Source organism: Pseudoalteromonas sp. JC28 (assembly GCF_013319255.1).
Taxonomy (GTDB): Bacteria; Pseudomonadota; Gammaproteobacteria; order Enterobacterales; family Alteromonadaceae; genus Pseudoalteromonas.
Window position 1 is genome coordinate 62,232 of sequence record NZ_QOKX01000012.1, and the last position, 25,211, is coordinate 87,442.

Annotated in this window: 18 protein-coding genes; 7 read left to right on the top strand and 11 right to left on the bottom strand. The window is 43.8% G+C overall.

The annotated features are described in order from the left end of the window. The 3 genes from cyoB to DS891_RS22395 all read right to left on the bottom strand — a co-directional run bounded on the left by cyoB (position 1) and on the right by DS891_RS22395 (position 3,640). The gene (gene cyoB, locus DS891_RS22385) at positions 1–1,983 is read right to left on the bottom strand and encodes a cytochrome o ubiquinol oxidase subunit I (protein WP_174170959.1); all 1,983 of its coding nucleotides are present in this window, start codon (positions 1,981–1,983) and stop codon (positions 1–3) included. Between the two features lie 2 nt (positions 1,984–1,985). After that, a complete protein-coding gene (gene cyoA / locus DS891_RS22390; protein WP_174170960.1) occupies positions 1,986–2,894 on the bottom strand; it encodes a ubiquinol oxidase subunit II in 909 nt (302 codons plus the stop codon). A 335-nt stretch (positions 2,895–3,229) separates the two neighbouring features. Next, positions 3,230–3,640, bottom strand: coding sequence for a hypothetical protein (locus tag DS891_RS22395; protein WP_174170961.1), 411 nt, complete (start codon positions 3,638–3,640; stop codon positions 3,230–3,232). A gap of 392 nt (positions 3,641–4,032) precedes the next feature. Here DS891_RS22395 and DS891_RS22400 point away from each other — a divergent pair, with 392 nt between their 5' ends. Beyond that, positions 4,033–5,667, top strand: a complete 1,635-nt coding sequence (locus DS891_RS22400; RefSeq protein ID WP_174170962.1) for a methyl-accepting chemotaxis protein — start codon at positions 4,033–4,035, stop codon at positions 5,665–5,667. Between the two features lie 305 nt (positions 5,668–5,972). On the opposite strand, the gene DS891_RS22405 is transcribed toward DS891_RS22400, so the two are convergent. Beyond that, the gene (locus DS891_RS22405) at positions 5,973–6,428 is read right to left on the bottom strand and encodes a flavodoxin family protein (RefSeq protein WP_010606483.1); all 456 of its coding nucleotides are present in this window, start codon (positions 6,426–6,428) and stop codon (positions 5,973–5,975) included. 81 nt (positions 6,429–6,509) lie between these two features. Here DS891_RS22405 and soxR point away from each other — a divergent pair, with 81 nt between their 5' ends. Beyond that, positions 6,510–7,016 (top strand): redox-sensitive transcriptional activator SoxR, encoded by a 507-nt coding sequence (gene soxR, locus DS891_RS22410; protein WP_010375466.1) that lies wholly within the window; start codon positions 6,510–6,512, stop codon positions 7,014–7,016. A 13-nt stretch (positions 7,017–7,029) separates the two neighbouring features. Next, positions 7,030–8,814, top strand: a complete 1,785-nt coding sequence (locus tag DS891_RS22415; RefSeq protein WP_174170963.1) for a DUF885 domain-containing protein — start codon at positions 7,030–7,032, stop codon at positions 8,812–8,814. Between the two features lie 159 nt (positions 8,815–8,973). Here DS891_RS22415 and DS891_RS22420 read toward each other — a convergent pair whose 3' ends face one another. The 5 genes from DS891_RS22420 to DS891_RS22440 form a co-directional block, all read right to left on the bottom strand. Beyond that, positions 8,974–11,133: a S46 family peptidase gene (locus DS891_RS22420; RefSeq protein WP_174170964.1), complete on the bottom strand. Its 2,160-nt coding sequence runs from the start codon at positions 11,131–11,133 to the stop codon at positions 8,974–8,976. Between the two features lie 151 nt (positions 11,134–11,284). Then, complete coding sequence (locus DS891_RS22425; RefSeq protein ID WP_174170965.1) at positions 11,285–11,812, bottom strand: hypothetical protein; 528 nt, start codon at positions 11,810–11,812, stop codon at positions 11,285–11,287. Between the two features lie 70 nt (positions 11,813–11,882). Then, positions 11,883–12,410 carry a hypothetical protein gene (locus tag DS891_RS22430; protein ID WP_174170966.1) on the bottom strand — a complete coding sequence of 176 codons (528 nt, stop codon included), beginning with the start codon at positions 12,408–12,410 and terminating at the stop codon, positions 11,883–11,885. Positions 12,411–12,480: 70 nt separating this feature from the next. Continuing rightward, positions 12,481–13,008 carry a hypothetical protein gene (locus DS891_RS22435; protein WP_174170967.1) on the bottom strand — a complete coding sequence of 176 codons (528 nt, stop codon included), beginning with the start codon at positions 13,006–13,008 and terminating at the stop codon, positions 12,481–12,483. Continuing rightward, positions 13,005–15,068: a DUF2235 domain-containing protein gene (locus tag DS891_RS22440; RefSeq protein ID WP_174170968.1), complete on the bottom strand. Its 2,064-nt coding sequence runs from the start codon at positions 15,066–15,068 to the stop codon at positions 13,005–13,007. The genes DS891_RS22435 and DS891_RS22440 overlap by 4 nt, the downstream gene beginning before the upstream one ends. A 246-nt stretch (positions 15,069–15,314) precedes the next feature. Between DS891_RS22440 and DS891_RS22445 the strand changes: the two genes are divergently transcribed. Then, positions 15,315–16,910: an ABC-F family ATPase gene (locus DS891_RS22445; RefSeq protein ID WP_174170969.1), complete on the top strand. Its 1,596-nt coding sequence runs from the start codon at positions 15,315–15,317 to the stop codon at positions 16,908–16,910. 152 nt (positions 16,911–17,062) lie between these two features. Beyond that, a complete protein-coding gene (locus DS891_RS22450; protein ID WP_045965390.1) occupies positions 17,063–17,293 on the top strand; it encodes a hypothetical protein in 231 nt (76 codons plus the stop codon). A gap of 113 nt (positions 17,294–17,406) precedes the next feature. Here DS891_RS22450 and DS891_RS22455 read toward each other — a convergent pair whose 3' ends face one another. Next, positions 17,407–18,168 carry a peptidylprolyl isomerase gene (locus tag DS891_RS22455; RefSeq protein ID WP_174170970.1) on the bottom strand — a complete coding sequence of 254 codons (762 nt, stop codon included), beginning with the start codon at positions 18,166–18,168 and terminating at the stop codon, positions 17,407–17,409. 278 nt (positions 18,169–18,446) lie between these two features. Between DS891_RS22455 and DS891_RS22460 the strand changes: the two genes are divergently transcribed. Together DS891_RS22460 and DS891_RS22465 are read left to right on the top strand one after the other, a co-directional pair. Then, complete coding sequence (locus tag DS891_RS22460; protein WP_010606473.1) at positions 18,447–19,703, top strand: aromatic amino acid transport family protein; 1,257 nt, start codon at positions 18,447–18,449, stop codon at positions 19,701–19,703. A 208-nt stretch (positions 19,704–19,911) separates the two neighbouring features. Then, complete coding sequence (locus DS891_RS22465) at positions 19,912–24,117, top strand: DEAD/DEAH box helicase (RefSeq protein WP_174170971.1); 4,206 nt, start codon at positions 19,912–19,914, stop codon at positions 24,115–24,117. On the opposite strand, the gene DS891_RS22470 is transcribed toward DS891_RS22465, so the two are convergent. Further along, positions 24,101–25,207 (bottom strand): amidohydrolase family protein, encoded by a 1,107-nt coding sequence (locus DS891_RS22470; protein ID WP_174170972.1) that lies wholly within the window; start codon positions 25,205–25,207, stop codon positions 24,101–24,103. The two genes, DS891_RS22465 and DS891_RS22470, sit on opposite strands and share 17 nt — an antisense overlap. Positions 25,208–25,211: the final 4 nt, after the last annotated feature.

Below are 25,211 nucleotides of genomic sequence, written 5' to 3' on the forward strand. Positions count from 1 at the left end.
TTAACCCTCCTGTAATGCGCGAGAAAGGTGGGCAGACTCAATCTGCTCAATCTCGTCAACCTGAACATAATAATCAACGTCGCTGGTGTAACAACGCTTAATAAATACCGCGATAGCACTGACAAAACCCACCGCCGCTAACCACCAAATATGCCAAATCATGGCAAAGCAAAACACGGTCAATGACGCGCTGATAAGCACTCCAGTCGGGGTATTTTTTGGCATGTGAATAGGCTGATAATGTGCAGGCTTTTGATATGCCTGTCCCTGCTCTTTCATTTCTGTCCAAGCGTCAATATCGTCAACCACAGGGGTTTTCGCGAAGTTGTAGTACTGCGGGGGAGAGTCCGTTGACCATTCCAGCGTATGCCCATTCCACGGATCGCCTGTGGTGTCTTGCAATTGCTCGCGGTTTTTGTAACTCACCACTAACTGTACCACTTGGAAAATTATCCCAAACATAATGATAAAGGCACCAATACACGCGATGTATAGCCAAATGTTCCACTCTGGCGTGTTGGTATGATTAAGACGACGTGTCATGCCCAAGAAGCCGAGCACATAAAGCGGCATAAAGGCCACAAAAAAGCCAACCAGCCAGCACCAGAATGAGGCTTTCCCCCAACGCTCATCAAGCTTGTAACCCATTACTTTAGGGAACCAGTAAGCAAAACCCGCTAGATAACCAAACACCGCCCCACCGATAATGGTGTTATGAAAATGTGCGATCAGAAAAAGACTGTTGTGCAGCACATAGTCCGCGCCTGGAATTGCAAGCAGTACGCCAGTCATCCCACCTACGGTAAAGGTCACCATAAACCCTAACGTCCAAAGGACCGGCACCGTGATCCGCAAACGACCGCGATACATCGTAAATAACCAGTTAAAGAGTTTTACCCCCGTCGGGACCGCAATGACCATCGTCATGACCCCAAAGAAAGCATTAACATTGGCGCTTGAACCCATAGTAAAGAAGTGATGTAGCCAAACAATGAAGCCCAAAATAGAAATCGCACCGCTGGCATACACCATCGACTTATAGCCAAACAGGCGTTTACCTGTAAAGGTTGAAATAATTTCTGAGAAAATCCCAAACGCAGGCAAGATCAAAATATAAACTTCAGGGTGACCCCATGCCCAGAACAGATTGATATACATCATGGCATTACCACCGGCTTCATTGGTGAAGAAGTGGAAGTCCATATAACGGTCAAGCGTTAGCATCGCCAGCACCGCAGTAAGAATTGGGAAAGACGCCGCAACTAGGATATTTGCCCAAGTACAAGTCCAAGTAAAAATAGGCATTTTCATTAGCGTCATGCCAGGTGCACGCATCTTAAATACGGTAACCAAGAAATTCACGGCAGTGAGCAATGTCCCAAGTCCGGATATTTGCAATGCCCAAATATAATAATCAACCCCGACACCCGGACTAAACGACAACTCCGACAATGGCGGATACGCCACCCAACCGGTTTTTGCAAACTCACCAAATGCCAAGGACAAGTTGATCAGAATTGCCCCGCCCGCCGTCAACCAAAAACTGAGGTTATTCAAAAACGGAAAAGCAACATCTCTAGCACCAATTTGCAGTGGCAAGATGATATTCATCAAACCAATCATAAATGGCATCGCCATAAAGATGATCATGATCACCCCATGTGCGGTAAAGATCTGGTCATAGTGCTCAGGAGGTAAGTAACCGGCAGCGCCGCTTGTAGCCATCGCCAACTGTGTACGCATCATGATGGCGTCGGCAAAACCACGCATTAACATAATTAATGCCAAGATAATGTACATCACGCCTAGGCGTTTATGATCGATTGAAGTGATCCAATCGTGCCACAGCACGCCCCATTTTTTGTGTTTTGTGACCATTGCCGCCACAATTAGACCAACAATCGCCACTACAGCCAACGTCACCATAATGATGGGTTCGTGATAAGGGATTGCCTCAATGGATAATTTACCAAACAACGACATAATTACTCCTCAGCCTTGCCGTGATGTGGATGCGCAGCATGCTCTGGTTTGGCGTAATAATTCATTTCGCCATGGCCCTGCATGTACTTCATAACTATGGTGTGGAATAAACCCTGCTCTACCGAGCCAAAATATTCAACGGGGTGATATTCCGAAGGCTTAGCCAGCTTCGCATAACGACCAGCGGTTAACGCTTCACCGTTAGCTTTGACATCGGCAACCCAGTTATCAAAATCCGCTTTGTCTTTGGTCGCAATGGCATCGAACTTCATCCCTGTAAAACCCGCTCCACTGTAATTGGCAGAAAAGCCTTTGAACGTACCCGGTTCGTTGGCAATCAGGTGAAGCTGTGTTTCCATTCCTGCCATCGAGTAGATTTGGCTACCAAGCTGTGGAATAAAGAAAGAGTTCATGGTGCTTTCGGAAGTGATTTTGTACTCCACTGGTACATTCGCTGGAAACACCAACTCATTCACTGTAGCAATGCCTTGCTCAGGATAGATAAATAACCACTTCCAGTTTAGCGATACCACCTGAACAGTGAGGTGTTCACCCTTACCTTCCAACGGCTTGTACGGATCAAGTGATTGTGTAGAGCGCCAGGTGATCACCCCAAGCACGATAATAATCACAATCGGAATGGTCCAAACCACGGCTTCTATTTTGTTAGAGTGAGCCCATTTGGGTGCATAGATCTCGTGGTCACGACCGTCTCGGTACTTCCACGCAAAATATAAGGTAAGAATAATAACTGGTACTACAACGAGTAACATCAGTACAGTGGCAATGATGATCAAGGACTTCTCATCCATGCCAATTTGCCCCTTGGGATCTAAAATGCCACCACTACAGCCGGTGAGCATAAGCCCCAATGAAGCGAACGCATAATTCACAACACTACGTTTATTCAATTGATTACCCTTCAACGATAAGCTGCGGCTTATTTATCAAGCACGCTGAGTATCTATTTGTGCAAGCTATGCTGCACAAGTTCGAATTGCACTGTACCCATTAGGGAAAATGCATTAGTGAAGGGAAACGCTCCTTTGATACCAGTCACTAACCATTTACCAAATAATCGATACAGTAAACGGACAATCACATTTGCTAAGCTTACAATTCGCCCAAAAAGGACAGTAAATAGCCGATTAATGTAATTGAAACTGAATTGCTGACTGCTGATCCAAATCGCTTAAATCAAACACATTGGACTCAAATATTGCGATTACGCAAACAGGCAGCGGTATCAAAAAGGAGGAGCACGACAACCATGTGCACTAGGCACCGGTTGAGGATGAATAGCCTCAGTAGAGGCGAATGCCGTTTTACGCAGGACAACGCCAGCGCGTGTAGGCAAAATAGTATGGAAAACTAACCAATAAAGACCTATCAATAATTGTAATGACAAGATAGGCTGAGCCCAAAACTCTCCGAGCATCACCAAAACAGAGTCAGGTAGTGAATTATCTGCAAAAAGTGCTTCTAATTCAGCTACATCACCTAGCATGCCAGTGAATAATAATGCCGCGTTAAACATCATCAATGCGCTTAGCACACTGAAAATACGACCGAATAACTGCGCACGCGTCATCGCACAACTTTGATAGGTTGTGTCGTTAGTAGTAGCAGTTTGTCGAGCATAGCTTAACAGTGGCACAGATTATCCTGATGTTTTTATCTTGATAGAATTGATTAGTTCAGAACTTTCAGTCTAAACTGAAAATTCGCAGCGAGTATAACAAAGTCGCTATTCGATTCAAGCGATATCTGCAATGATCTATATCAAATTTCCTTAATCTACCTCTAACCTTCATCCTTCTCTAAGACAAAATACTTAAACACACTTATTAGAAATAGTTCTCATTCACAATCATTTACAAAACGTGAATATTAACATTTTTATTAACTATCAATTAGATAGCCGTCTGCACGGCTTAACACCTTATTCATCTTTTGTTCATGCTATTTATTTTTGGTTCGTTCTAAGTATGATCCACGCCAACTGACATCGCTGTCATTTTAACTAATTCTTTGTTACTAGAGGAACTCATGAAGCAGCTGAATAAACTCTTAGGTTTAATGAAAGTGCCCAATAAACTCAGACTCAGTCTGCTTTTGTCTGTCGTGATCATTACCCTTGTGCAACTCTCATCAGCACTCGTTTTACGAGACAGCTTAACGCAAGAAAGACACATTAATGCAAAAAACCTAATGGAAACCACAATTGCGCAACTTAATATGGTTGCCACCGAGGCCTCGCTCACCCCACAACAAAGACAAGAAAAAATAAAAAAGCTCATTGATGCCGCACGCTATGGTGATGCAGGTTACTTCTTCTTATTTGACCTAGATGGGAATATGGTAACACACCCCATTAAGCCACTGCTCAATGGCACCTCAATGACTCACCATCATGAACGCTTTATTCGCGAAGCATTCAGCCAGTTCGTCGTCATTGCGAATCAAAATCAACAAGGCTTTGCCCAATATCAATGGCCAAAACCGGGGACAAAGGAGCTTGAGGGCAAGCTCTCTTATATTGCTAACTTAGGGCACTATAACTGGGCAATTGGAACAGGCATTTACCTTCAAGACGTTGAAGAGCAATTTTATGACCGCCTCATGTTGATGACTGCTGAAACGCTCGGCTATGCGATATTACTTATTTTTCTCTCTAGCTTGATCAGCAAAAATATTACCAAGCCACTGGATAAGCTCACCCGTACAATGGGACTTATTTCAGCGCAAAAAGACCTCACCATCGCACTGAAAAGCCACGGAAAAGACGAGCTTGCCCAAATGGCTATCGCATTTAATAAAATGAACTCGCATTTTCGTGATGTACTGCATGATATCAACGAAAGCACCCATTCTTTGGCCTCCCAAGCAGAGGAATTATCCTGTATTACCGAGCAGATCCAAGCTGGTATTGGACAACAAAACAGTGAAACAGAATCGCTGCAAAACCGCATGCAATCGCTTAATCAAGTGGCACAAGCTGTCAATAATGAGTCAAAGCGTGCGCTTGATAAAGTGACAGAGACAACCACACTGACGACCCAAGGGCTGACGCATGTAGACGAAAATGTGGCTGTCATAGCGCATGCCTCTCGTAGCGTCGACTCAGCGCAACAAGCTGTGCTCGAACTACAACGGTCATCAACCGAGATTGGTGCAGTACTTGATGTCATTAAAAAAGTGGCAGATCAAACTAACTTATTAGCATTGAATGCGGCCATCGAGGCTGCGAGAGCAGGAGAACAAGGTCGTGGTTTTGCCGTGGTGGCCGATGAGGTAAGAACACTGGCCCAGCGTACGCAACAATCTACCGATGACATTCAAGCGATCATTGATAAACTGCACAATGGCGTCGCCACAACCGTTGAAGAAATGGAGAGCTGCCGTGCAGCATCCGAACAAAGCCTCAAAGTGAGCCAAGAATGTAAGCACGCACTAGAACAAATCAACCTCTCCATCGCAACCGTGCATGATATTAACGTTAATATCGCCACTTGGAGTGAAAAGCAATCCGAAGATCTTAATGACATGACTGACAACATCAGTGGTATCGCAACAGTGGCAAACCAAACCGCCCTTGGCGCTGAACACACTAAAGCGTCGAGCCAGCAATTAAGCGAAATGTCACAACGACTCTCGCAAATGGTCAATGAATTCAAGGTGTGACCTTGCACCTATTCGCATAGGCGGAAGTGCGTACTTCCGCTGAGAAATGTTGGGTAGCAAGGGGGGGGTTAGCGCGCCAGTCACAAAGTGCTCGGCGGGTAAACCATCTCCTACCAGACTGATGTTACTTCGGAGTAGGAGCTGCTTTACGCAACGATCTTTAAAAGCCTTCACCCTCCTCTAAATAAACACCAGTCACAAACCGCCTTATACCAGACTGGATTTACTTCAGAGTAGGAGCTGCTTCACGCAGCGATCTTTAAAAGCCATCGCTACACAACCCCACCTAACAAAATCCACAGCGATTAATCAGCATAAGGGTAATGAACATGACGCTGCTCTTGTAATTTCATACCCAAATATTCAAAGGTCCCCACCAGCATCTCAGTAAATGGTGCCGGTGCTTTTTCTTGGCATGAGGTCGACAAGATAGAAAACTGCTTTTCACGTAGCGTTCTAAGCTCAGGCTTTAACGCTTCTATGTCCATAAAGTCAGTTATTCTGTCGATAAATGCCTTCATTCTTGGTGTCACTGCATACCAATAAACGGGGGAAGCAAAAATGATGTGCTCAAAACCAAGTATCCATCTAAAAAGGTTAACAAAGTCATCATCACTGTGAGAGTGTTTATAGCAATACTCACCAATTTTGTAGCGGTCTAAATAGATGAGTTCAGCTCTTTTTTCTGCTGCTAGTGCCTTTGCAGATTGGTAGGTATTTCCATTGGGGTTTGAGCTTGAGTAAATAACGACTGTTTTCATAATGTTCAATTCCAGTTGCACTAATAATAAATTGGGTGCTACCTTAAAACCTCACCTTAAGTTAAGGTAAAGTACTAATTTATGAAAACTGAAAAATTATTAAGAGACGAGCCCAACCTCAGTGTCGGTAAGGTTGCTCAAAGAGCTGACGTTGCGGTGTCTGCTCTGCATTTCTATGAGAACAAAGGGCTTATTCGTAGTTGGCGTAATAACGGTAATCAACGCCGTTACAAAAAGGATGTGTTGCGCCGTATTGCCATTATTAAAGCTGGCCAAAAGATGGGGATAACCCTAGGAGAGATAAAAGAAACCCTTGATACTCTGCCCGACTCAAGAACACCAACTAAAGCGGACTGGGCCAAACTTTCTACAGCCTGGCAAGCAAAGCTGGACGAAAAAATCGCTTACATGCAACGTTTAAGAGACTATGTCGATGGTTGCATTGGCTGTGGCTGTTTGTCGATGAAATCATGCCCTATCTACAACCCCGATGACATCGTTGCCAAAGAGGCTAACGGTGCGGTGTGGTTGGATGAGCCAGACAAAGCAAATAAAGCAAAATCTTGTTATGATAGCGAAAACCATTAAATAGGACACAATAATGAAAAAGACTGCCTTGTGCATGGCGCTAGCCATGGCAATGGGCCTGACTGGCTGCTCACTTTCTCCTTCGTCTGTCGAGACGACGCCTTCAGCTTCACAGCAAACAGTAGCAACAAATGCACAATTCGCTGACTTTTCTCAGCAATTTATCAATGACTTATGGAAACAGTACCCAGAAGCGTCGCTCTGGGCAGGCTTTGGCAAGTACGACGATATTATCACTGTACCAACCCAAGCGACTCGTGATGCAAGTGTTGCCTTCTCTCAGGCGCAACTGGCTAAGTTACAACAGTTCGACCTTGCTAACTTAAGCAATAGTCAAAAAATCGATTATCACTTGATTGAAAATCGCCTAAAACGCGATATCTGGCATATTGAAACCTTCAAAAGCTGGCAGTGGAATCCGTCAAACTACAATGTTTCTTATGGCTTTGCGACGATACTCAATAGCCGCTTTAAAACGGATGACGAAAAGCTCAAGCTCGTTTTAGCACGTCTTCAATATGTGCCAGCGTATTATGAAGCCGCGCAAAACAATATTAACAATCCAACGCTTGAATATACTCAGCTTGCGATTGCACAAAACCAAGGCGCATTTAGTGTATTAAACGATGAGTTGCTTGATAAACTCGCGACTTCATTATTAACAGCCGAGGAAAAAGCCCTATTCAAACAGCGCTTCGCTGCCGCGAAATCTGCCATCAATGGATATGTATCTTACCTTAGCAACCTTGAAATTGAGTTAAGCGAAAGCGGTAACGCGCGCTCATTTAGAATTGGTGAGAAGCTGTACGAAGAAAAATTTGCCTTTGATATTCAGTCTGGCTACACCGCCAAGCAAATGTATGAAAAGGCAATGGCCGACAAAGCCCGTGTTACTAATGAAATGGTTAAGATTGTTGATCAACTCTGGCCAACGTATTTTGCTGACAAGCCACGCCCAAAATCTGACATTGATGCGATTGCCACCCTTATCAAGCACCTTTCGGTCAAACACGTAAAGCGTGAAAACTTTGTGAGCGAAATCAAAGCGCAAATTCCAGAGCTTGAAAAGTTTGTGATGGAAAAGGATCTCATCACGCTAGACCCTGAAAAGCCGCTAGTTGTTCGCGAAACGCCTGAATATATGCGCGGCTTTGCTGGCGCTTCAATCAGTGCTCCGGGCCCATACGACAAAAAGGAGAACACCTATTATAACGTGTCTCCGCTGGACTCAATGAGCGACGAGCAAGCTGAATCGTATCTACGTGAATACAACCATTGGATCCTGCAGATCCTAAATATTCATGAAGCCGTGCCAGGCCATTACACTCAGTTGGTTTACTCTAACGAATCTCCGTCTTTGGTGAAGAGTATCTTAAGCAATGGCGCGATGATTGAAGGATGGGCAGTATACACTGAGCGCATGATGCTAGAAGAAGGCTATGGTAACTTTGAGCCTGAAATGTGGTTAATGTACTACAAGTGGAATCTACGTGTGATCTGTAACACTATCCTAGATTACGGTATCCAAGTAAAAGGAATAAGCAAAGAAGAAGGCTTAGATCTGCTGATGAATGGGGCTTTCCAAGAGCGTGCAGAAGCCGAAGGTAAATGGCGCCGTGCAACCTTGAGCCAAGTACAATTAACCAGCTATTACTCTGGTTATCGCGAAATTTACGACTTCCGTGAAACGCAAAAACAAAAGCTTGGAAAGGAATTTGACTTAAAGACATTCCACGAAGAGTTCTTAAGCTTTGGTAGTGCTCCGGTGAAGTATATCCGCCAGTTAATGGCAAAGTAACATAATAATGCCGGCCTCATGGCCGGCATTATTTTTCGAAAAATTGATATCACCCGTTAGTCGGCCTTTAGGCCGACTAACGTTTAAACCTAAAGGGTACCCTTTAAACCCAAAGACTACCCTTTAAACGTTGGGGGGATTGTCGACCTAAAGGTCGACCTACTTTACTATCTTCATTTCATCTAACAGGTTTTGTGCATTATCAACCTTGTCCATTACCCATAACATGTAACGCGAATCAACATGAATTGAGCGGTTTAGGTTTTTATCGTAATCCCAGTCACCAATAATGCTTTCATATACACCGTCAAACAGTAAACCTACTAACTCCGCTTTCCCGTTTAAGGTCGGCGAACCTGAGTTACCACCTGTGGTATCCACGTTAGAAAGGAAATTCACCGGTACGGTATTCATGCCACCTGTATATTGACCATATACTTTTTCGCGGATCAACTGCTGTTGCTTTTTCGGCGCGTTAAATGGTTCAACATCGGTATTTTTAGCCAGTAACCCTTCAAGCGAAGTAAATGGCATTGCCACTAAGCCATCTTGCGGTGAGTAGCCACCTACCGTACCGTAAGTGACACGGAGTGTGCTGTTAGCATCTGCGTAAACTGGCTTATTTTGCGACTTGTTGTAAGCAATAATGGCTTCCATCAAAGCTGGACGTGCAGATTGCTGCTTACCAGCCAATTCTTTTTCTTCATCTTCGATTTGCTTCATCACTGCAAAAATCGCTTTTGCATATTGAATGAATGGATCAGAGCTTTGATTTAACTGCTCAAGCTCTAAATCTAACATCCAAAGACGGGCTTTTTCATCAGCAAGCTTAGAGTTAGCATACATCTCATCTAGCAGCGCTTGGTGTTTTGCTTTATTGAAGCCGCTTTCGAGTTGAAGCTGCTTATCGACTTCAGTTAAACGCGCTTCTTTTGGCAAGGCTGCATAAAGCTCCATGAAGTAAAGCATAATCGCTTTATCAACTGTTTCATCATAGCGGCGCGTCATACGCTGAAGCCCCGCTTTGATTTTTGGCATATCACGTTCTTGATAACCACTCTCACGCTCAGCATCAGGCTTTTGTTTTTCAACCGCCAAGCGATAAAGCTTACGCGCAGTAGACATCATTTGCGAACGGTGGATATAGCCAACCATCATATCACGCTCATAATGAGCTTGAGATTGAGCAACCAACTCGCTCAATTCGTTTAGCACGGCGCCATACTTTGCTTTACGGTCTGCATCGGCATTGATCCAAGTGCTAAGATCGCGCTCAAATTGCTGCTTGCGGCTATACATACTGCCTTTTTTGAAGCTCTCAATCATTGAACCAAAGTTTTTGATGTAGTTGTTGTAACCTGCAATGGTGCTTTCATAGGCGATACGAGCTTGCGACCCTTCTGGTGCATTTTCTTCAATTAGTGCCACATACTTTGAGTTATGTTTACGTACCATGGGGTAAACCGTGTTAAACACATAATCTACTTCAGAAGCAATGCGATAACGGTTGGTACGACCCGGATAACCCGTCACCATTACAAAGTCGCCCTCTTGCACGCCTTTTGCACTCACACTCAAGAATGACTCTGGGTTGTAGGGTACGTTATCTTTAGAAAACTCAGCGGGTTTACCATCTTTACCCACATATGCACGGTAAAAAGCAAAGTCGCCAGTGTGACGAGGCCACATCCAGTTATCTATATCGCCGCCATATTTGCCCACGCCCATCGCTGGCGTGTATGCCAGACGGACGTCTTTTATCTCTAGCGATTTAATGAGGTAATATTCCAATCCACCATGAAAGGTATAAACATTACAGCGATAGCTTTCATCTTGCTCACACTCGGCAACAAGCTGTTTGCGCTTACTGTCAATGGCGTCAAAACGTGCTTTACCGGTCAGTGAGTCCGTCCCAGCATTAACTTTATCCGTTACGTTCGACACTTCTTTTGTCACATAAACGCGTGAGCCCGGTGCCGCCGGCAAGTCTTCACTTGGCTGTTTTGCTAAAAAGCCATTCTCAAGAATATTGTTATCTGTTGTTGAATTGTATTGAATAGAGCCGTATGCACAGTGATGGTTTGTCACAACCAGACCTTTAGGAGAGACAAATGACGCCGTACAGCCACCTAAGCTAATCACCGCATTCATCGGGAACTCAGTGAGTTTTGAAATTGACTTAGCATCTATCTCTAGTCCTTTAGACTTTAAAATAGATTCAAGTTCAGGTAGTTGATGTGGTTGCCACATGCCTTCATCGGCAGCAACGTACTGAGAAAAGGCCAACACCATGGCCGCGGAGATAGCTTTAACACGCATATTCCAATCCTAAATGTTATATTATTTTAATTGCGGTCAGTAATGTGACCCAAGATAGCGCCAAATAGCAATTTATTTCGGTGGAATTCGATAAACCGATGTAAACAACCATGCAGAAAGTACCAAGATAAAACGCCTAGTTTTCACTTTTTTAGCGAAACATTTCATCGGTTAATTCAAAGGGTTCCCAAGCCGCTTGCGCCGAGCCAATTTCTTCTAAAATGCGTCCATCCACGCCATCAAACGGTGCATTAGAAATCCACATTTTTACTTCACCCTTTTCACCAAACCCAAAGATAATATAGGGATCAAGATCGGTTTCTGTTTCGCCTGTGTAATGGGTAATGCTCGGTAAATTACCCGCGATTTTGTACGCCTTGTCTCGCTGTACTATAAACACAGCACGATAATGCCTGCCTTGCTTATAATCCCACCATTCTGCTTGAACTTTATGTGGGATCTCAGCTCCCCAAAACACACCTTTCTTTTGAGCGTTCCCCCAGCAACAGCCTATAGCACCAGCGGGAGGGGAAAATCTATCATCAAATATCAATTTCACCATCAAATCGCTTTTTTCGTACGAAGAAATACCTATATGTAATTTTTCTAGCTCGGTATGTGAAGAGCAACTGCAAAGCAACATTACTGCCAGTAAAACGGTATAGAACTTATTGAACATCCTTTTCTCCAAGTCGAACATCCCTAGTCTCATTTGTTTTTTATCTTAACTTTGGATTGTGGGCGCTTATCTAATTAAACATCTCATCGGTTAATTCAAAGGGTTCCCAAGCCGCTTGCGCCGAGCCAATTTCCTCTAAAATGCGCCCTTTAACTCCTGCAAATGCTGAATTAGAAATCCACATTTTTACCTCACCTCCTTCACCAAACCCAAAAATGATGAATGGATTCACATCATCATCAACACGTCCTGATGCAAATGTAACAGGAGTCAATTCGTCAATTATATGGTAGGCTTTCTTCCGCTGAACTTTGAATGAAGCTCTGTAAAGTTTTGCTTGCTTGTAGTCTCGCCATTCAACATCCACTTTATGTGGGATCTCAGCTCCCCAAAACACACCTTTCTTTTGAGCGTTCCCCCAGCAACAGCCTATAGCACCAGCGGGAGGGGAAAATCTATCGTCAAATATCAGCTTTACCATCAGGTCACTTTTTTCATAAGCGGAAATGCCTATATGTAATTTTTCGAGCTCGGAATGTGAAGAGCAACTGCAAAGCAGTATTACTGCCAGTAAAACGGTATAGAGCTTATTGAACATCCTTTTCTCCAAGTCGAACATCCCTAGTCTCATTTGTTTTTTATCTTAACTTTGGATTGTGGGCGCTTATCTAATTAAACATCTCATCGGTTAATTCAAAATGTTCCCAAGTCGCTTGTGCCGATCCGATTTCCTCTAAAATTCGTCCTTCGACGCCATCAAACGGTGCATTAGAAATCCACATTTTTACTTCACCCTTTTCACCAAAGCCGAAGATAATATAGGGCTCAACATCGGTTTCTGTTTCGCCTGTGTAATGGGTAATGCTAGGTAAATTACCCGCGATTTTGTACGCCTTGTCACGCTGTACAGTTAACGCTGCACGATAGTGTTTTCCCTGCTTATAATCCCACCACTGCGCTTTTACTTTATGTGGTATTTCGGCTCCCCAAAACGATCCATTTTTTTGCGCATTCCCCCAACAGCAACCTATTGCGCCCGCTGGGGGGGAAAATCTATCGTCAAATATCAGCTTTACCATCAGGTCACTTTTTTCATAAGCGGAAATACCTATATTTAATTTTTCGAGCTCGGTATGTGAAGAGCAACTGCAAAGCAGTATTACTGCCAGTAAAATGGTATAGAGCTTATTAATCATCCTTTTCTCCAAATTGATTTATTTCCATTTTTATACGCTTTCCAAACTTGTACCTGCGGTAGCGCTTTTGCATTATTGTAAAACATTTCCCTTTGTCCATTTTCAGTGGCGTATTTTGCCTTTCTTTCAGCTCCATGAGCCATTTTATCCACAGCTCCCGTAAACCGAGAACTAATATGAATATAATGCTCGTATAACTTCTGCCAAGCTTGGCTTGCTGGCCCAGCTTTAAGAGCTTTAGGTACCAAAGTTGCGACCTCGTTGCTAAGTTCATAAGGGTAGATACTTTGAAGACGCGCCATATCTTTTAGCGGAACGCCATGTTGAATTGCCTCGTTATACATGTGGTGCAGTCCATAATGGGCAAGGGTATTATCTATTTTACGTCTCCAAACGGGCCGGTATGTGGTGTAAAAATCCTTATCTCTTCCCGAGCGACTAGCACCATATCTTAGCCTTTTAAAGCGATAGACCATATCCACGTTAATACCAGGCCACTGATATTTATGTTCAATTGCCAATTTCGCCTGTTGTACTTTTGCTTCATGCTCTGGATTTCCGGGAATGCCACGAATGCGCTTTAAAGGATACTCAATATCAAAACTGATAGGGGCATACCCGCCCCCAATATCAGAATGAACGCCTGGCAAGTGGACTTCCTTGTGATTAGCAAACAAACTGCCATCTTTATTTTTTAATGAGCTTAGTGGGAATTTATCACGCCGCTCATCCCAAGCCGTTAAGTGATATACAGCCCCAGCACTGGCTTGATTAAGATCGAGTCTAGCCGCCTTCTCTAACTCATCTCTAGCATACAGCTCACCATGATCATTATCTCCATCCCCTCCAATAGACGCGACGGTATCGAAAATACCAACAAAGCGAAATACCACCTCTTTACCAACCAATCTAATATCTTGCGCTTCTCTCATTTCATTAACCAGATTAACAAATGCCCTTGCTGCCGCTGCACCACGACTAAAACCGAAACAATCTACCAATACATTTTGACAAAGCCGTATATTGTTACCCTTAAGAAATAGACGTAACTTAGATATCGCGCTCGTTAACCTTTCATCGAAACTATAGGCTATAGCTAAATCTACGATCGAGTCTTTCTTTCCTGCCGCTGTGCCGACTCCTTCTATGTATTCTGAAAAAACAAACTTTTTTCCAGTGTCATACAACTCATGGAGCTTAGCGATATTCGTCGGCTCTTTATCATCAAATGGGTCCAAAATATCGTTGTACTTGTTGTTGCCTGTACCATCAAAGAAGATCCCGATACTCGGAGGCTCGCTAATAAAATATAGGTGTATATTACCCTCACCTGACACTCTGTGTTTAATCAGCTGCACTCCGCCCTCAGCGCCAATCTTAAGTGCTTTTACTTTTTCTATATCAAGTAGGTCTGCATATGGCACATTGTTAAAAAGCACCTGCTCCGGCACACCTAAGATTTTTGCTTTTAGGCTATAGCGACCATCTTCACTCAACTTGCCGAATATCAGAGGCGTTTGTGTTGCCCCTTCAGAGGCTCTGGACAATGTGGGAGTATTAGCACCTTTGATCACAAAACTCCCCGCCAACTCCCCTTCCAGCGACACCAATATGCGCTTTTCAGCCACCTCAGGTGATTTATCGACGTTAATCGAGGCCAATACCTGTTCAACCGGTGTTAACGGGTCTAATTGGCTTGCGCCAATGGGCTGATTAGGATCAACCCCACCACTCCTTGTAAAGGCATTGTTTCTAATCTCTGCTTTGAAATAAGACTTGCGTTTAACGATGATTAGCTGCTCTCTAAAACCGGCAGCACTGCCAGACCTTACACTTTGTAAGCCCTTTTTGGTCTTTATAAAAACACGAGTAAATTCGTCACGCTTAACATGGCGCCAATTATGTCTTTGTTGCAATACTATCCAATCACTGGCATGAGGCTTTAGTTGCGTTCTAATTTCTGACGGTAAATGAGCGGTTGTGGTATGGGGTGGTAAGACTTCAAGCTCATCGATTTGTTGGTCAATCAACCAATTATGTTTTTCTTCAACTATTTTCATCCTTGTTCACCAGAGTTAGTTTTTATATCATCCTTTCGCATTAAAACAGGCTAACATTTAACCGCCCAATTGGTAAATAAAATTTAATAAAATCGTAAATAAAACGTCTTATGACGATAAGTTTTCAACGTCTAGGTCTTTGCTATATCAGCCGCAAAAGTAATGTGTGAGTTAGCCAAACTTTTTACATCATTTGTCACCCATAAATGATAGGATCGCCGCAATTGTCAGTAATGAGTCAAATTTATGCTTTCGTGTAACAACATCACTATGCAGTTTGGTGCAAAACCACTGTTTGAGAATATTTCCGTTAAGTTTGGTGACGGTAACCGCTACGGCCTAATAGGCGCTAACGGCTGCGGTAAATCCACCTTTATGAAAATCCTAAGCAAAGAGCTAGAGCCAAGTGCAGGTAACGTAAACTACGATCCAAACGAGCGCATCGCTAAGCTAAATCAGGATCAATTTGCCTACGAGCAATATACGGTTGTAGACACAGTGATCATGGGTCATAAAGAGCTGTGGGAAATCAAGCAAGAGCGCGATCGCATTTACTCATTACCTGAAATGAGCGAAGAAGACGGCATGCGTGTTGCCGACCTTGAAACGCAATTTGCTGAAATGGATGGCTATTCCGCAGAAGCAAAAGCGGGTGAATTACTCCTCGGTGTGGGTATTCCAACCGAGCAACATTATGGCTTAATGTCAGAAGTTGCTCCTGGCTGGAAACTGCGTGTACTACTTGCACAGGTATTATTTGCAGAGCCAGATATCATGCTCTTAGACGAACCAACCAACAACTTGGATATCTATACTATCAAGTGGTTGGAAGACGTATTGAATCAGCGTGATTGTACTATGATCATCATCTCGCACGACCGCCACTTCTTAAACTCAGTGTGTACACACATGGCGGATATCGACTATGGCGATCTGCGTATTTACTCAGGTAATTATGATGAATACATGTTTGCTGCGACGCAAGCTCGCGAGCGCCTGTTGTCAGACAATGCTAAGAAAAAGGCGCAAATCGCTGAGCTACAGCAGTTCGTTTCGCGCTTCTCTGCAAACGCCTCAAAAGCGAAGCAAGCGACATCTCGTGCTAAGCAAATTGACAAGATCCAACTGGAAGAAGTTAAAGCATCAAGTCGTCAAAATCCATTTATTCGCTTTGAGCAGGAAAAGCCGCTATTCCGTAACGCACTTGAGCTTATCTCGCTATCACAAGGTTATGACGACACCCTATTCTCTGACCTAAATGGCCTTGTTGAAGTTGGCGAGAAAGTTGCCATCATCGGTGAAAATGGTGCCGGTAAAACGACACTACTCAACACCTTAGCAGGCCGTAAAGCGCCGCAAGCAGGTGAGTATAAATGGTCAGAAAACGCCAATATTGGTTACTATGCGCAAGACCATGCTGACGAATTTGAAAAAGATCTGGATCTTTTCCAATGGATGGAACAGTGGCAACAGCCAGGCGATGACGAGCAAGTCGTACGCGGCTTCCTTGGCCGTATGCTGTTCTCTCAAAACGACATCAAAAAGTCAGTTAAGGTGATCTCAGGTGGTGAACAAGGCCGTATGCTATTTGGTAAAATCATGATGCATAAGCCAAATATCCTACTAATGGACGAACCAACGAACCACATGGATATGGAATCAATCGAGTCTCTCAACTTGGCACTTGAACAATACGAAGGTACGTTATTCTTCGTATCGCACGACCGCCAATTTGTCTCATCACTTGCAACGCGCATTTGGGAAATAAAAGACGGTAAGATCATCGACTTCCATGGTACGTACGACGAATACCTCGCGAAGAAAGCGGCTGAAGCCGTATAAGATTAGACAGTAAAGGGCCAAATTGGCCCTTTTTATTTTCTCAAGCACAGCGGATCTTTGCCCCCTCACAAACCAGCACAAAAAATAGACAAACACACAATTTTGCTGTTAGGATTGTTCTCGCAAAAATTGGAATAATAAAAGGGTCGGCTATGGAACGTTTACAGAATATGTATTCGATAATGTTGCTGTCTAAGCTGAAAGCAAGCTTTCCAGAATCGTGCGATATCAATCACCATACTTTTTCACTCCCATACGTAGATCAACAACTACTCGAAGATGTTGTAACCACTCACCTCAATGAAGGGCTTATCCAAGTGGATGGCCGTGACCAGTATAGTTTGACGACAAAAGCGATTGCACTGTTTGGCGAAGACGAATAACTTAATAATAAAGAAATAAGCGCACCGAAGTGCGCTTCCAAGTTATTAACCTGAGATCAGGTTAACTAGGGACTGTGATGCTATCGTTAGCATCTGCAACCAAAGTAACTTGGTTACCTATGAAATCTACGTCTAAATCCGAAAATACCAGCCAGCAACATAAGGCCGGCAAACATTGAACCGCCAGATGAATCAGAGTCAGTTGAAGGCTTATCAGGCACTTGATCAATCAAGGTATTTGCTTTTGGGCTTAAGCCTTGAGCTGATTTGGGATCATCATCCAGCACAGTAATTGCGTTTATGGTTACAAAGTTAGCTGCCCCCGGCTCACTATTGCTATCTTTACACTGTTCATCAGTGAAGTTAACTAATGGCACATTACCACAACGAGGAATTTTTGCTATCGCTTCTAATATTTCCATGCCATCACCAGTCACTTGACCAAAAACTGTGAAGCCACCGTTGTCAACGTCCAAATTTTTACTGTTGTCTACCAAATTAAAGAACCATTGGCTTGTCGCACTATCAGGTCTATTTGCTACCTTTGCCATTGCAATAGTGCCTTTTACGTTAGACCATTTAGGTTCATTTTTTACAGCATCGTAAGTAGCGATGGCATCAAGAGGCACGTCTCCTTCATATTTGAAGCCACCACCTTGCACAACAAAATCTGGAATAACGCGGTGAATTACCGTATCAGAATAACGCCCGTTATCTACGTATTTCAAAAAGTTTTCCACGGTTTTAGGCGTACTTTCATCAAATAAATTGACCTGAAAGCTACCATGAGAAGTTTGAAATTCGACAATCGTTGCATTAGCAGCGAAGCTTCCCAACAAAGTTGAAGCGAGCAATAGAGAGTTTAGCTTGAACATACTTTTCCACTTGGTTATTTTAATTCTCTTTGCAAACTAGAATAAAAATTTATTTATAAGTCGGCTAGCAATTCATTGCCAGTGGTAACAATTAAGAACATTTGCAGACTTAGATTTACAATAACCGGTGAAGAACCCACCACACCTTGAGCAAGTTTTAGTCAAACAAACGTATTTCACCGCATAACTCCTCGGAGTAGACGGTTTATACATGCAACACTTCGTCATTTTTTATATGATGCGCCCGATTATAATTCTAAATCCAGGACAACAAGTATATGAGTAATTCCTCTGAAGCGATGATGGAGATGAATACCATCAGCGACGGGCGCTGGACCCAACACGACACACATTGGGTATTAAGTTTATTTGGCACTGCGGTCGGCGCAGGTATCTTATTCTTGCCAATTAACATAGGTATTGGTGGTTTTTGGCCACTCGTTATCATGACAGTGCTTGCCTTCCCTATGACCTATTTAGCACACCGAGGATTGGCCCGGTTCGTCCTTTCATCAAAGCAAAAAAATGCCGATTTTACGGATGTAGTAGAAGAGCACTTTGGCGCAGGTGCTGGCCGTTTAATTTCCTTACTTTACTTTTTCTCTATTTTTCCTATTTTGCTTATCTATGGTGTTGGCCTAACCAATACCGTCGACAGCTTTATTGTCAATCAACTTGGCTTTGAATCGCCATCTCGTATTTTACTCTCCGGTTTGCTCGTTGCCGGGATGATTGCCATTATGCTAGGCGGCGAAAAGCTGCTACTGCGTGCTTTTGCTATTTTGGTTTACCCGCTGGTTGGGGTATTACTGTTTTTGTCACTCTATTTAGTGCCTAACTGGCAAATGCCAGTGATAAGCACGCCTGACGTTGCGAGCTTAACCGAGTTGCTTTGGCTATCCGTTCCTATCGTAGTATTTTCATTTAGCCATGCAGCCGCTATATCTAGCTTTGCTAACGTGCAGCGTCGTCACTACAAAAGTGAGGCAGTTCAAAAATCAGAAGCCATTCTTCGTACGACCTCCATTATGTTGATCGTGTTTGTTTTGCTATTCGTGTTCTCCTGCGTATTCTCTCTAACACCAGAGCAAATGGAAGAAGCAAAATCGGCGAACGTCTCTGTTTTATCCTATTTAGCTAACGTGTATAACAATCCATTTATTGAAATGCTTGGCCCTCTTGTGGCATTTATCGCGATTACTTCGTCTTTCCTAGGCCACTTCCTTGGTGCACGCGAAAGCTTTAACGGCCTTGCAACCAAGCAAACGAGTATGAGCTACAAGCTTGCTGACAAGCTAGGCGTGGTATTTATGTTTGTTGCTATTTGGGTGTGCGCCGTATTAAACCCAAGTATTTTGGATATGATGGGGGCTATCTCAGGCCCGATTATTGCGATGATCTTGTTTATCATGCCAACCATTGCCGTGTTTAAAGTACCGGCACTACAAAAATACAAAAGCCACATTGGCACTTACTTTGTACTATTCGTCGGCTTGCTGGCGGTTTCTGCATTACTGTATAACATGCTAGGCTAACCAAAAGGGAGGCATCGCCTCCCTCACCCCCCTTTCTTTCTTGTTGCTTATCCTCATGGCAGTTCAGACTAAATATAGTACTAGTTTTCAGTGTATTGAATGAACCACCATAACCGAAAAATGAACTTTGACTTTGTTTATCTTCATGGCAGTTCAGACTAAATTATGGTAGTTTTCAGTGTCTTAAATTGAATACTATAACCAAACGATGAATTTTGACTTTCCACCAGCAATTAACAAGGAAATCACAGCGCTAATCAATCAAGTGCATAACCTACCTGTGCACGAGCAAACGCTGTTGAGTGTGCTGGCGGTCGTCTATAAACCAGTTTCAGCAATCAAACTCAAACGCCTAGTTCAAGCACTCGTGGCAAAAGATATCATCCCCGAAAATGACTTTGAACAAGGTGTAAGTCATAGCCAAATTATGAAGTGGCGCTCAGACGGGTTAGTGACTTTTAACGAAGATGGAGTGCAAATAAATCTAAAACTCGCGACCAGTTTAAGCCATCGAGTCATGGCTGACGGCCAGTTTTTAGCAATCCTTAACGCTGCTGAAGAGTTTATCCCTGTATTGAATGCTTATGAATGGGAACGCCAATTTGCCGATGAACAGCGACTCATTCGAGACTTTTTATTTATCAACCAACTACCAAAAGCCCGCAATCATTTAGAACTGGCGAAAGACCCACAGGCGGTGTGTCATAAGACCAATCAAGTGCTATTACCACTGTATTTTTATCCTTTTTCAGTTGAAGGATTTTCGGCGCTTGCTGATGACTTGCAATATCAAGCTTTTGCAACTTTGCTCTATACCTTACTACAAGGTGGTCACAGCATTAGCTATGCACTTGATGTACTCACACAGGTTCAAGCCAATACACAGAGCCCACTACTGACCTGCTTATTAGCAGAGTATCAAATCTATACCCTGCAATTGGATAAGGCTCAGGCGTTGGTAGCCAATATCCAAACCGCTTATAGTGCACAAATTATGGCAAGCATTGCTTTTTTACAACAACACGACGATATTATCGTTTGTTTTGAACAAGCACTAAAAGCCAAAGACAAAATCACCAAACGTAAAAAGCAGTACCTAGGTAGAACACTGGGTTTGTTTCATAAGTTGGCGTTATTGCAGCAAGCCAATAGCCATGATGCCGCATTATTTGACACCCTCTCTCAACAGCTTGAGTTTGAAAGCCAAGACAGCAAAGCGCCTTATAATAACTTCTTTGCCAATAACGTGCTGTTATACTGCGCAGAGAGCTTGTCGCAAAACAGTACCTACAGCAGCGCCCATTTAAATTATTCAAGTCTGAAGAAATCTCATGTTTTTGACTATTCCTTAGGTCGCTTGCTCGACTGCTTTGCACACTTCTGGTGTAATCAGAGCTTAGATGCCAAAGCGCTTGCCAGTCTCGACGACTGCATCGCAATTTTTGAGCGCCTCTCTTTACCTCTTTTTGCTGGGCTTGCAAAGCAGTTGATGCTGGCAATGCACGGTGAGCAATATCCGCTTGCGTTTAATCCCGAGCTTAATGTTAGTCACCTTGTTGCCAAAAAGACGGCGTGGGATCTGGCACTGGACAAGCTTATTGCGCTCAACCCGAACGCAAATACCAGCCAAGAAGTTGACGAACAATTTCGCCTGATTTGGCAAATTAGGCAAGGTCGCTTTGATATTGAGTTTTTAGCACGCGAGCAAAAGCGGGGTAAAACAGGCTGGGGAAAAGGTAAGCCAATTTCCTGCAAACAACTGAAACAACACCCTGAGCAATTTAGTTATATCAGCCAATCTGATAAAAAGCTGATCGACGCCATCGCACCACAGTCAGGTTATGGCTACAATGGTCGTGCGGACTACACCCTTGCTGGAATTCCAGCGTTAAAAGCCGCAGTCGGCGCCACCAACCTATACCATGAAGAAGACTTAAAACAAGCCATTACCATTGCCGAGAAATCTCCCGAGTTACACATCCGTCAACATGGCGACGATCTGCTACTCTCTATTCCTAATTTACCCAGCTATTTTGGTCAACCGCAAACCTACTCATTTACTCAACAAGCTGAGCATCACTACGAGTTTATTGTGTTTAACCAGTCACATATACAGGTCGCTGAGATTATCGGCGAGTCTGGATTAACCGTGCCTACCAGTGCAAAACAAAAGGTGCTATCGAGTATTAAAGCCATCGCACCTTATCTTAATGTACAGTCTGATTTAGCTGATATAGATACTGGGCTGGATAGTATCGAAGCGCAATCGGCGCTTGTTATTAACATTCAACCTTATCATCAAGGCCTCGATTTTCACTGTGTGGTCATGCCCTTTGGCGAAAAAGGGCCGATTTTTCATCCAGGACACGGTATTGCCACTGTCAGCGCCGAAATTGATGGTAAGCGCTTATCCACCACCCGAAACTTGTTACTTGAGCAGCAAAGATTGGATGAGTTAGATACGCACTGTCCGCTATTTTTGGAGATGACGGATAATCGCTTAAGTTTAGCCGAAATGGATGCAGCGCTAGAGGTGCTGCAAGAACTTGAGCTGGTGATTAATCAAGAGCCTTGCCCTATGGCACTCAAGCTCAGATGGCCTAAAGGCAAAAAGGTTAAGCTCAGTAGCAAGCTCGAAAGCCAACATTTGCAACTTGCCATGAGCAAGAAAAATGAATGGTTCGACATGACCGGCGAGCTACAAGTAAATAATGACCAAGTTATCGAACTTAAACAGCTTCTAAAAATGGTTGCCACCAGCAATGGCCGCTTTATTGCGCTGGATGGTGAGCAAGTACTCGCGCTTTCAAGTGACTTAAAAGCGCAACTTGACCAGCTCAATAACGCGACCGAGGGCGGAAAGTTTCACCCGTTAGCCGCGCCTTTAATTGCTGAAGCCACCACAGGAATGCGGATGAAAACCTTGCCGGCTTGGGAAGAACAAAACGAAAAAATGCAGCAAGCCGTTGCATTAACTCCAACGCTTCCTTCAACATTACAAGCCGAGCTGCGCGACTACCAGCAGGCGGGCTTTGACTGGGCAATGCGACTTGCCCATTGGGGTGCAGGTGCGTGCCTTGCCGATGATATGGGATTGGGTAAAACCATCCAAGCGCTGGCGATGATATTGGCCCGTGCCAATGTCGGCCCGACACTTGTCATCGCGCCAACATCGGTCTGCTTCAACTGGCAACAGGAAATCCAAAAATTCGCTCCAACCTTGTCGGTGAAACTCTTTTCTGACTATCCACATTCTGATGCTAGAGCTGAGATGCTGAGCAACTTGCAACCACTGGATTGTGTGATATTAAGTTATGGTCTACTCCAGCGCGAAGTTGATATCTTAAAGCCTATCGCTTTTGAAACCATTGTCGCCGATGAAGCCCAAGCGCTAAAAAATCCTTTAGCAAAACGTACTCAAGCCGCGTGCGCGCTCAGAGGCAAATTTAAGCTGATCACCACAGGGACCCCAATAGAAAATAACCTCACCGAGCTTTGGTCACTCTTTCGTTTTGTAAACCCAGGGTTGCTCGGTAACCTCAAACGCTTTAGCGAAAAGTTTTCCGCTCCCATTGAAAACGCCAATGAAGATAAGCTCGCAGCACACCGTGCCCGTAAAGGCCTCAAACACCTGATCCAGCCTTTTATTCTGCGCCGTATGAAGCATCAGGTATTAACTGAATTGCCACCACGCACTGAGATCAATGTACCAATTCAATTGAGCCAAGAAGAACAAACCTTTTACGAAGCGCTGCGCCAAAATGCCATTGACGAAATTTCACAGTCAACACAGCAAGACAGTGCCAATGAACAACGCTTTAAAATGCTGGCAGCGCTAACCCGCTTGCGCCAAGCCTGTTGTCATCCAAAACTGTTAATGGCAGAAAGTCAGATAACCAGCTCGAAATTAGCGGCATTGGATGAGCTTCTAACCGAGCTGCAAGAGAACAATCACAAGGCACTTATATTCAGTCAGTTTGTAGGCCATTTGCAACTTATCAAAGCTCGCTTGGAAAAACGCGGGATCAGGTTTCAATATTTAGATGGCAGCACCCCAAGCAAAGCACGTCAGCAGGCCGTGAATGCCTTTCAAAAAGGTGAAGGCGAGGTATTTTTAATAAGCCTCAAAGCCGGAGGCTCTGGTTTGAACCTTACCGCTGCAGATTATGTTATTCACATGGATCCTTGGTGGAATCCTGCGGTTGAAGAGCAAGCGTCAGACCGCGCACATAGAATGGGACAAACACGCCCCGTTACTATTTATCGCTTAATTGCCAAAGGCACGATTGAAGAGCAAATTGTCGAGCTCCATCACCATAAAAAAGACCTCGCGGATCAATTGCTCGCAAACACCGACAAAGTGATGAAGCTAGACGTAAACGATGTGCTATCCATGCTCAAGGAGACGCTGTAATACAAATCTCTGGCGCGCGATAAGGTAAATCTAATAGCGAAAAGTAGTTTTGACCTAAGGCGATCTGGCGAAAAGCATTGTCATCAAGTTCGGCGAGAATTCGGCTATTGATATCGACTTCTTCTAAATAATCGAAAAAGCGTTTATTTTTACTAGCGACGAAGTCACTGCCTGGCAAAAAACGCTCAGCATGGGCATTAATAAATTCAACATACTGTCCCTGAATTTTCGGGTCGCTAAAATAATATTCGTACAAAATTCGCCATGACAGATCGGCCTTTAGGTTTTTATATTGGGAGAATAACCGCTCCATGGTGTTTATGTGTAGCTCCGGATCAATTTGGCTTAGCTCTTTTGATACTCCCATGTGCATCCAAATAATATCGTTTTCTGGGTAGCGCTTTAGCACTTCCTCAAGCAAAGGTAAGTATTTAAGTGGCGTGTTGTTATCGCCTAAGTCAGCGTGCAGAGCAAGCGGAATACGCTTTTCTTTTAGCACAGCCATAAATGGCTGCCACTTGGCGATAGTCTCTTTTTCTACCGCTTGATGCCCATTACCAAAATGCGCTGCTTTAACTAAATTCACTTCTCCCATCCAACGAAATAAGTCACCAAACTCGCCTTCAAGTAGTGCCATTTTTGGCAAAATAGTCTCTGGTTTGTGTAAGTCAGCAAAGGTCATAGACAAGGTAATATGCACGTTATCTGCGCCATATTTAAGATAATTGCTCGCATTTTTAAAGTCATTTTGAATGCTGGGTGAAATCAACTGACTGTAGCACCCACGCTCACCAAAGCAATCAGGCTTTCGCTCGTAGGTTTGACCAATGCCATAAACGTTGACAAACACCACTCCCGCACGCTCTGCCCAAGTAACGAGCTTATCAAATGGGACCGCATCTCCCCGAAATGGCTGAAAATGGTGATGAGAATCAACGACAAAATAACTAGATTGCGCCTTGCGGTCGTAGCACTGAGTATTATCTACACTAAAAGTTGCTAGCGTGCGTGTGCCAGTGGCTGACACACTTTGGCAACCAGCCAGTAAAACGGCACAGCTCATAGCAATAACACTTTGTTTTACATTCATTTTT

Excerpts from the sequence above, each read along its gene's own strand:
- cyoB (WP_174170959.1), bottom strand. The coding sequence starts at position 1,983 with ATGTCGTTGTTTGGTAAATTATCCATTGAGGCAATCCCTTATCACGAA.
- DS891_RS22400 (WP_174170962.1), top strand. The coding sequence starts at position 4,033 with ATGAAGCAGCTGAATAAACTCTTAGGTTTAATGAAAGTGCCCAATAAA.
- DS891_RS22405 (WP_010606483.1), bottom strand. The coding sequence starts at position 6,428 with ATGAAAACAGTCGTTATTTACTCAAGCTCAAACCCCAATGGAAATACC.
- soxR (WP_010375466.1), top strand. The coding sequence starts at position 6,510 with ATGAAAACTGAAAAATTATTAAGAGACGAGCCCAACCTCAGTGTCGGT.
- DS891_RS22415 (WP_174170963.1), top strand. The coding sequence starts at position 7,030 with ATGAAAAAGACTGCCTTGTGCATGGCGCTAGCCATGGCAATGGGCCTG.
- DS891_RS22420 (WP_174170964.1), bottom strand. The coding sequence starts at position 11,133 with ATGCGTGTTAAAGCTATCTCCGCGGCCATGGTGTTGGCCTTTTCTCAG.
- DS891_RS22425 (WP_174170965.1), bottom strand. The coding sequence starts at position 11,812 with ATGTTCAATAAGTTCTATACCGTTTTACTGGCAGTAATGTTGCTTTGC.
- DS891_RS22430 (WP_174170966.1), bottom strand. The coding sequence starts at position 12,410 with ATGTTCAATAAGCTCTATACCGTTTTACTGGCAGTAATACTGCTTTGC.
- DS891_RS22435 (WP_174170967.1), bottom strand. The coding sequence starts at position 13,008 with ATGATTAATAAGCTCTATACCATTTTACTGGCAGTAATACTGCTTTGC.
- DS891_RS22440 (WP_174170968.1), bottom strand. The coding sequence starts at position 15,068 with ATGAAAATAGTTGAAGAAAAACATAATTGGTTGATTGACCAACAAATC.
- DS891_RS22445 (WP_174170969.1), top strand. The coding sequence starts at position 15,315 with ATGCTTTCGTGTAACAACATCACTATGCAGTTTGGTGCAAAACCACTG.
- DS891_RS22450 (WP_045965390.1), top strand. The coding sequence starts at position 17,063 with ATGGAACGTTTACAGAATATGTATTCGATAATGTTGCTGTCTAAGCTG.
- DS891_RS22455 (WP_174170970.1), bottom strand. The coding sequence starts at position 18,168 with ATGTTCAAGCTAAACTCTCTATTGCTCGCTTCAACTTTGTTGGGAAGC.
- DS891_RS22460 (WP_010606473.1), top strand. The coding sequence starts at position 18,447 with ATGAGTAATTCCTCTGAAGCGATGATGGAGATGAATACCATCAGCGAC.
- DS891_RS22465 (WP_174170971.1), top strand. The coding sequence starts at position 19,912 with ATGAATTTTGACTTTCCACCAGCAATTAACAAGGAAATCACAGCGCTA.
- DS891_RS22470 (WP_174170972.1), bottom strand. The coding sequence starts at position 25,207 with ATGAATGTAAAACAAAGTGTTATTGCTATGAGCTGTGCCGTTTTACTG.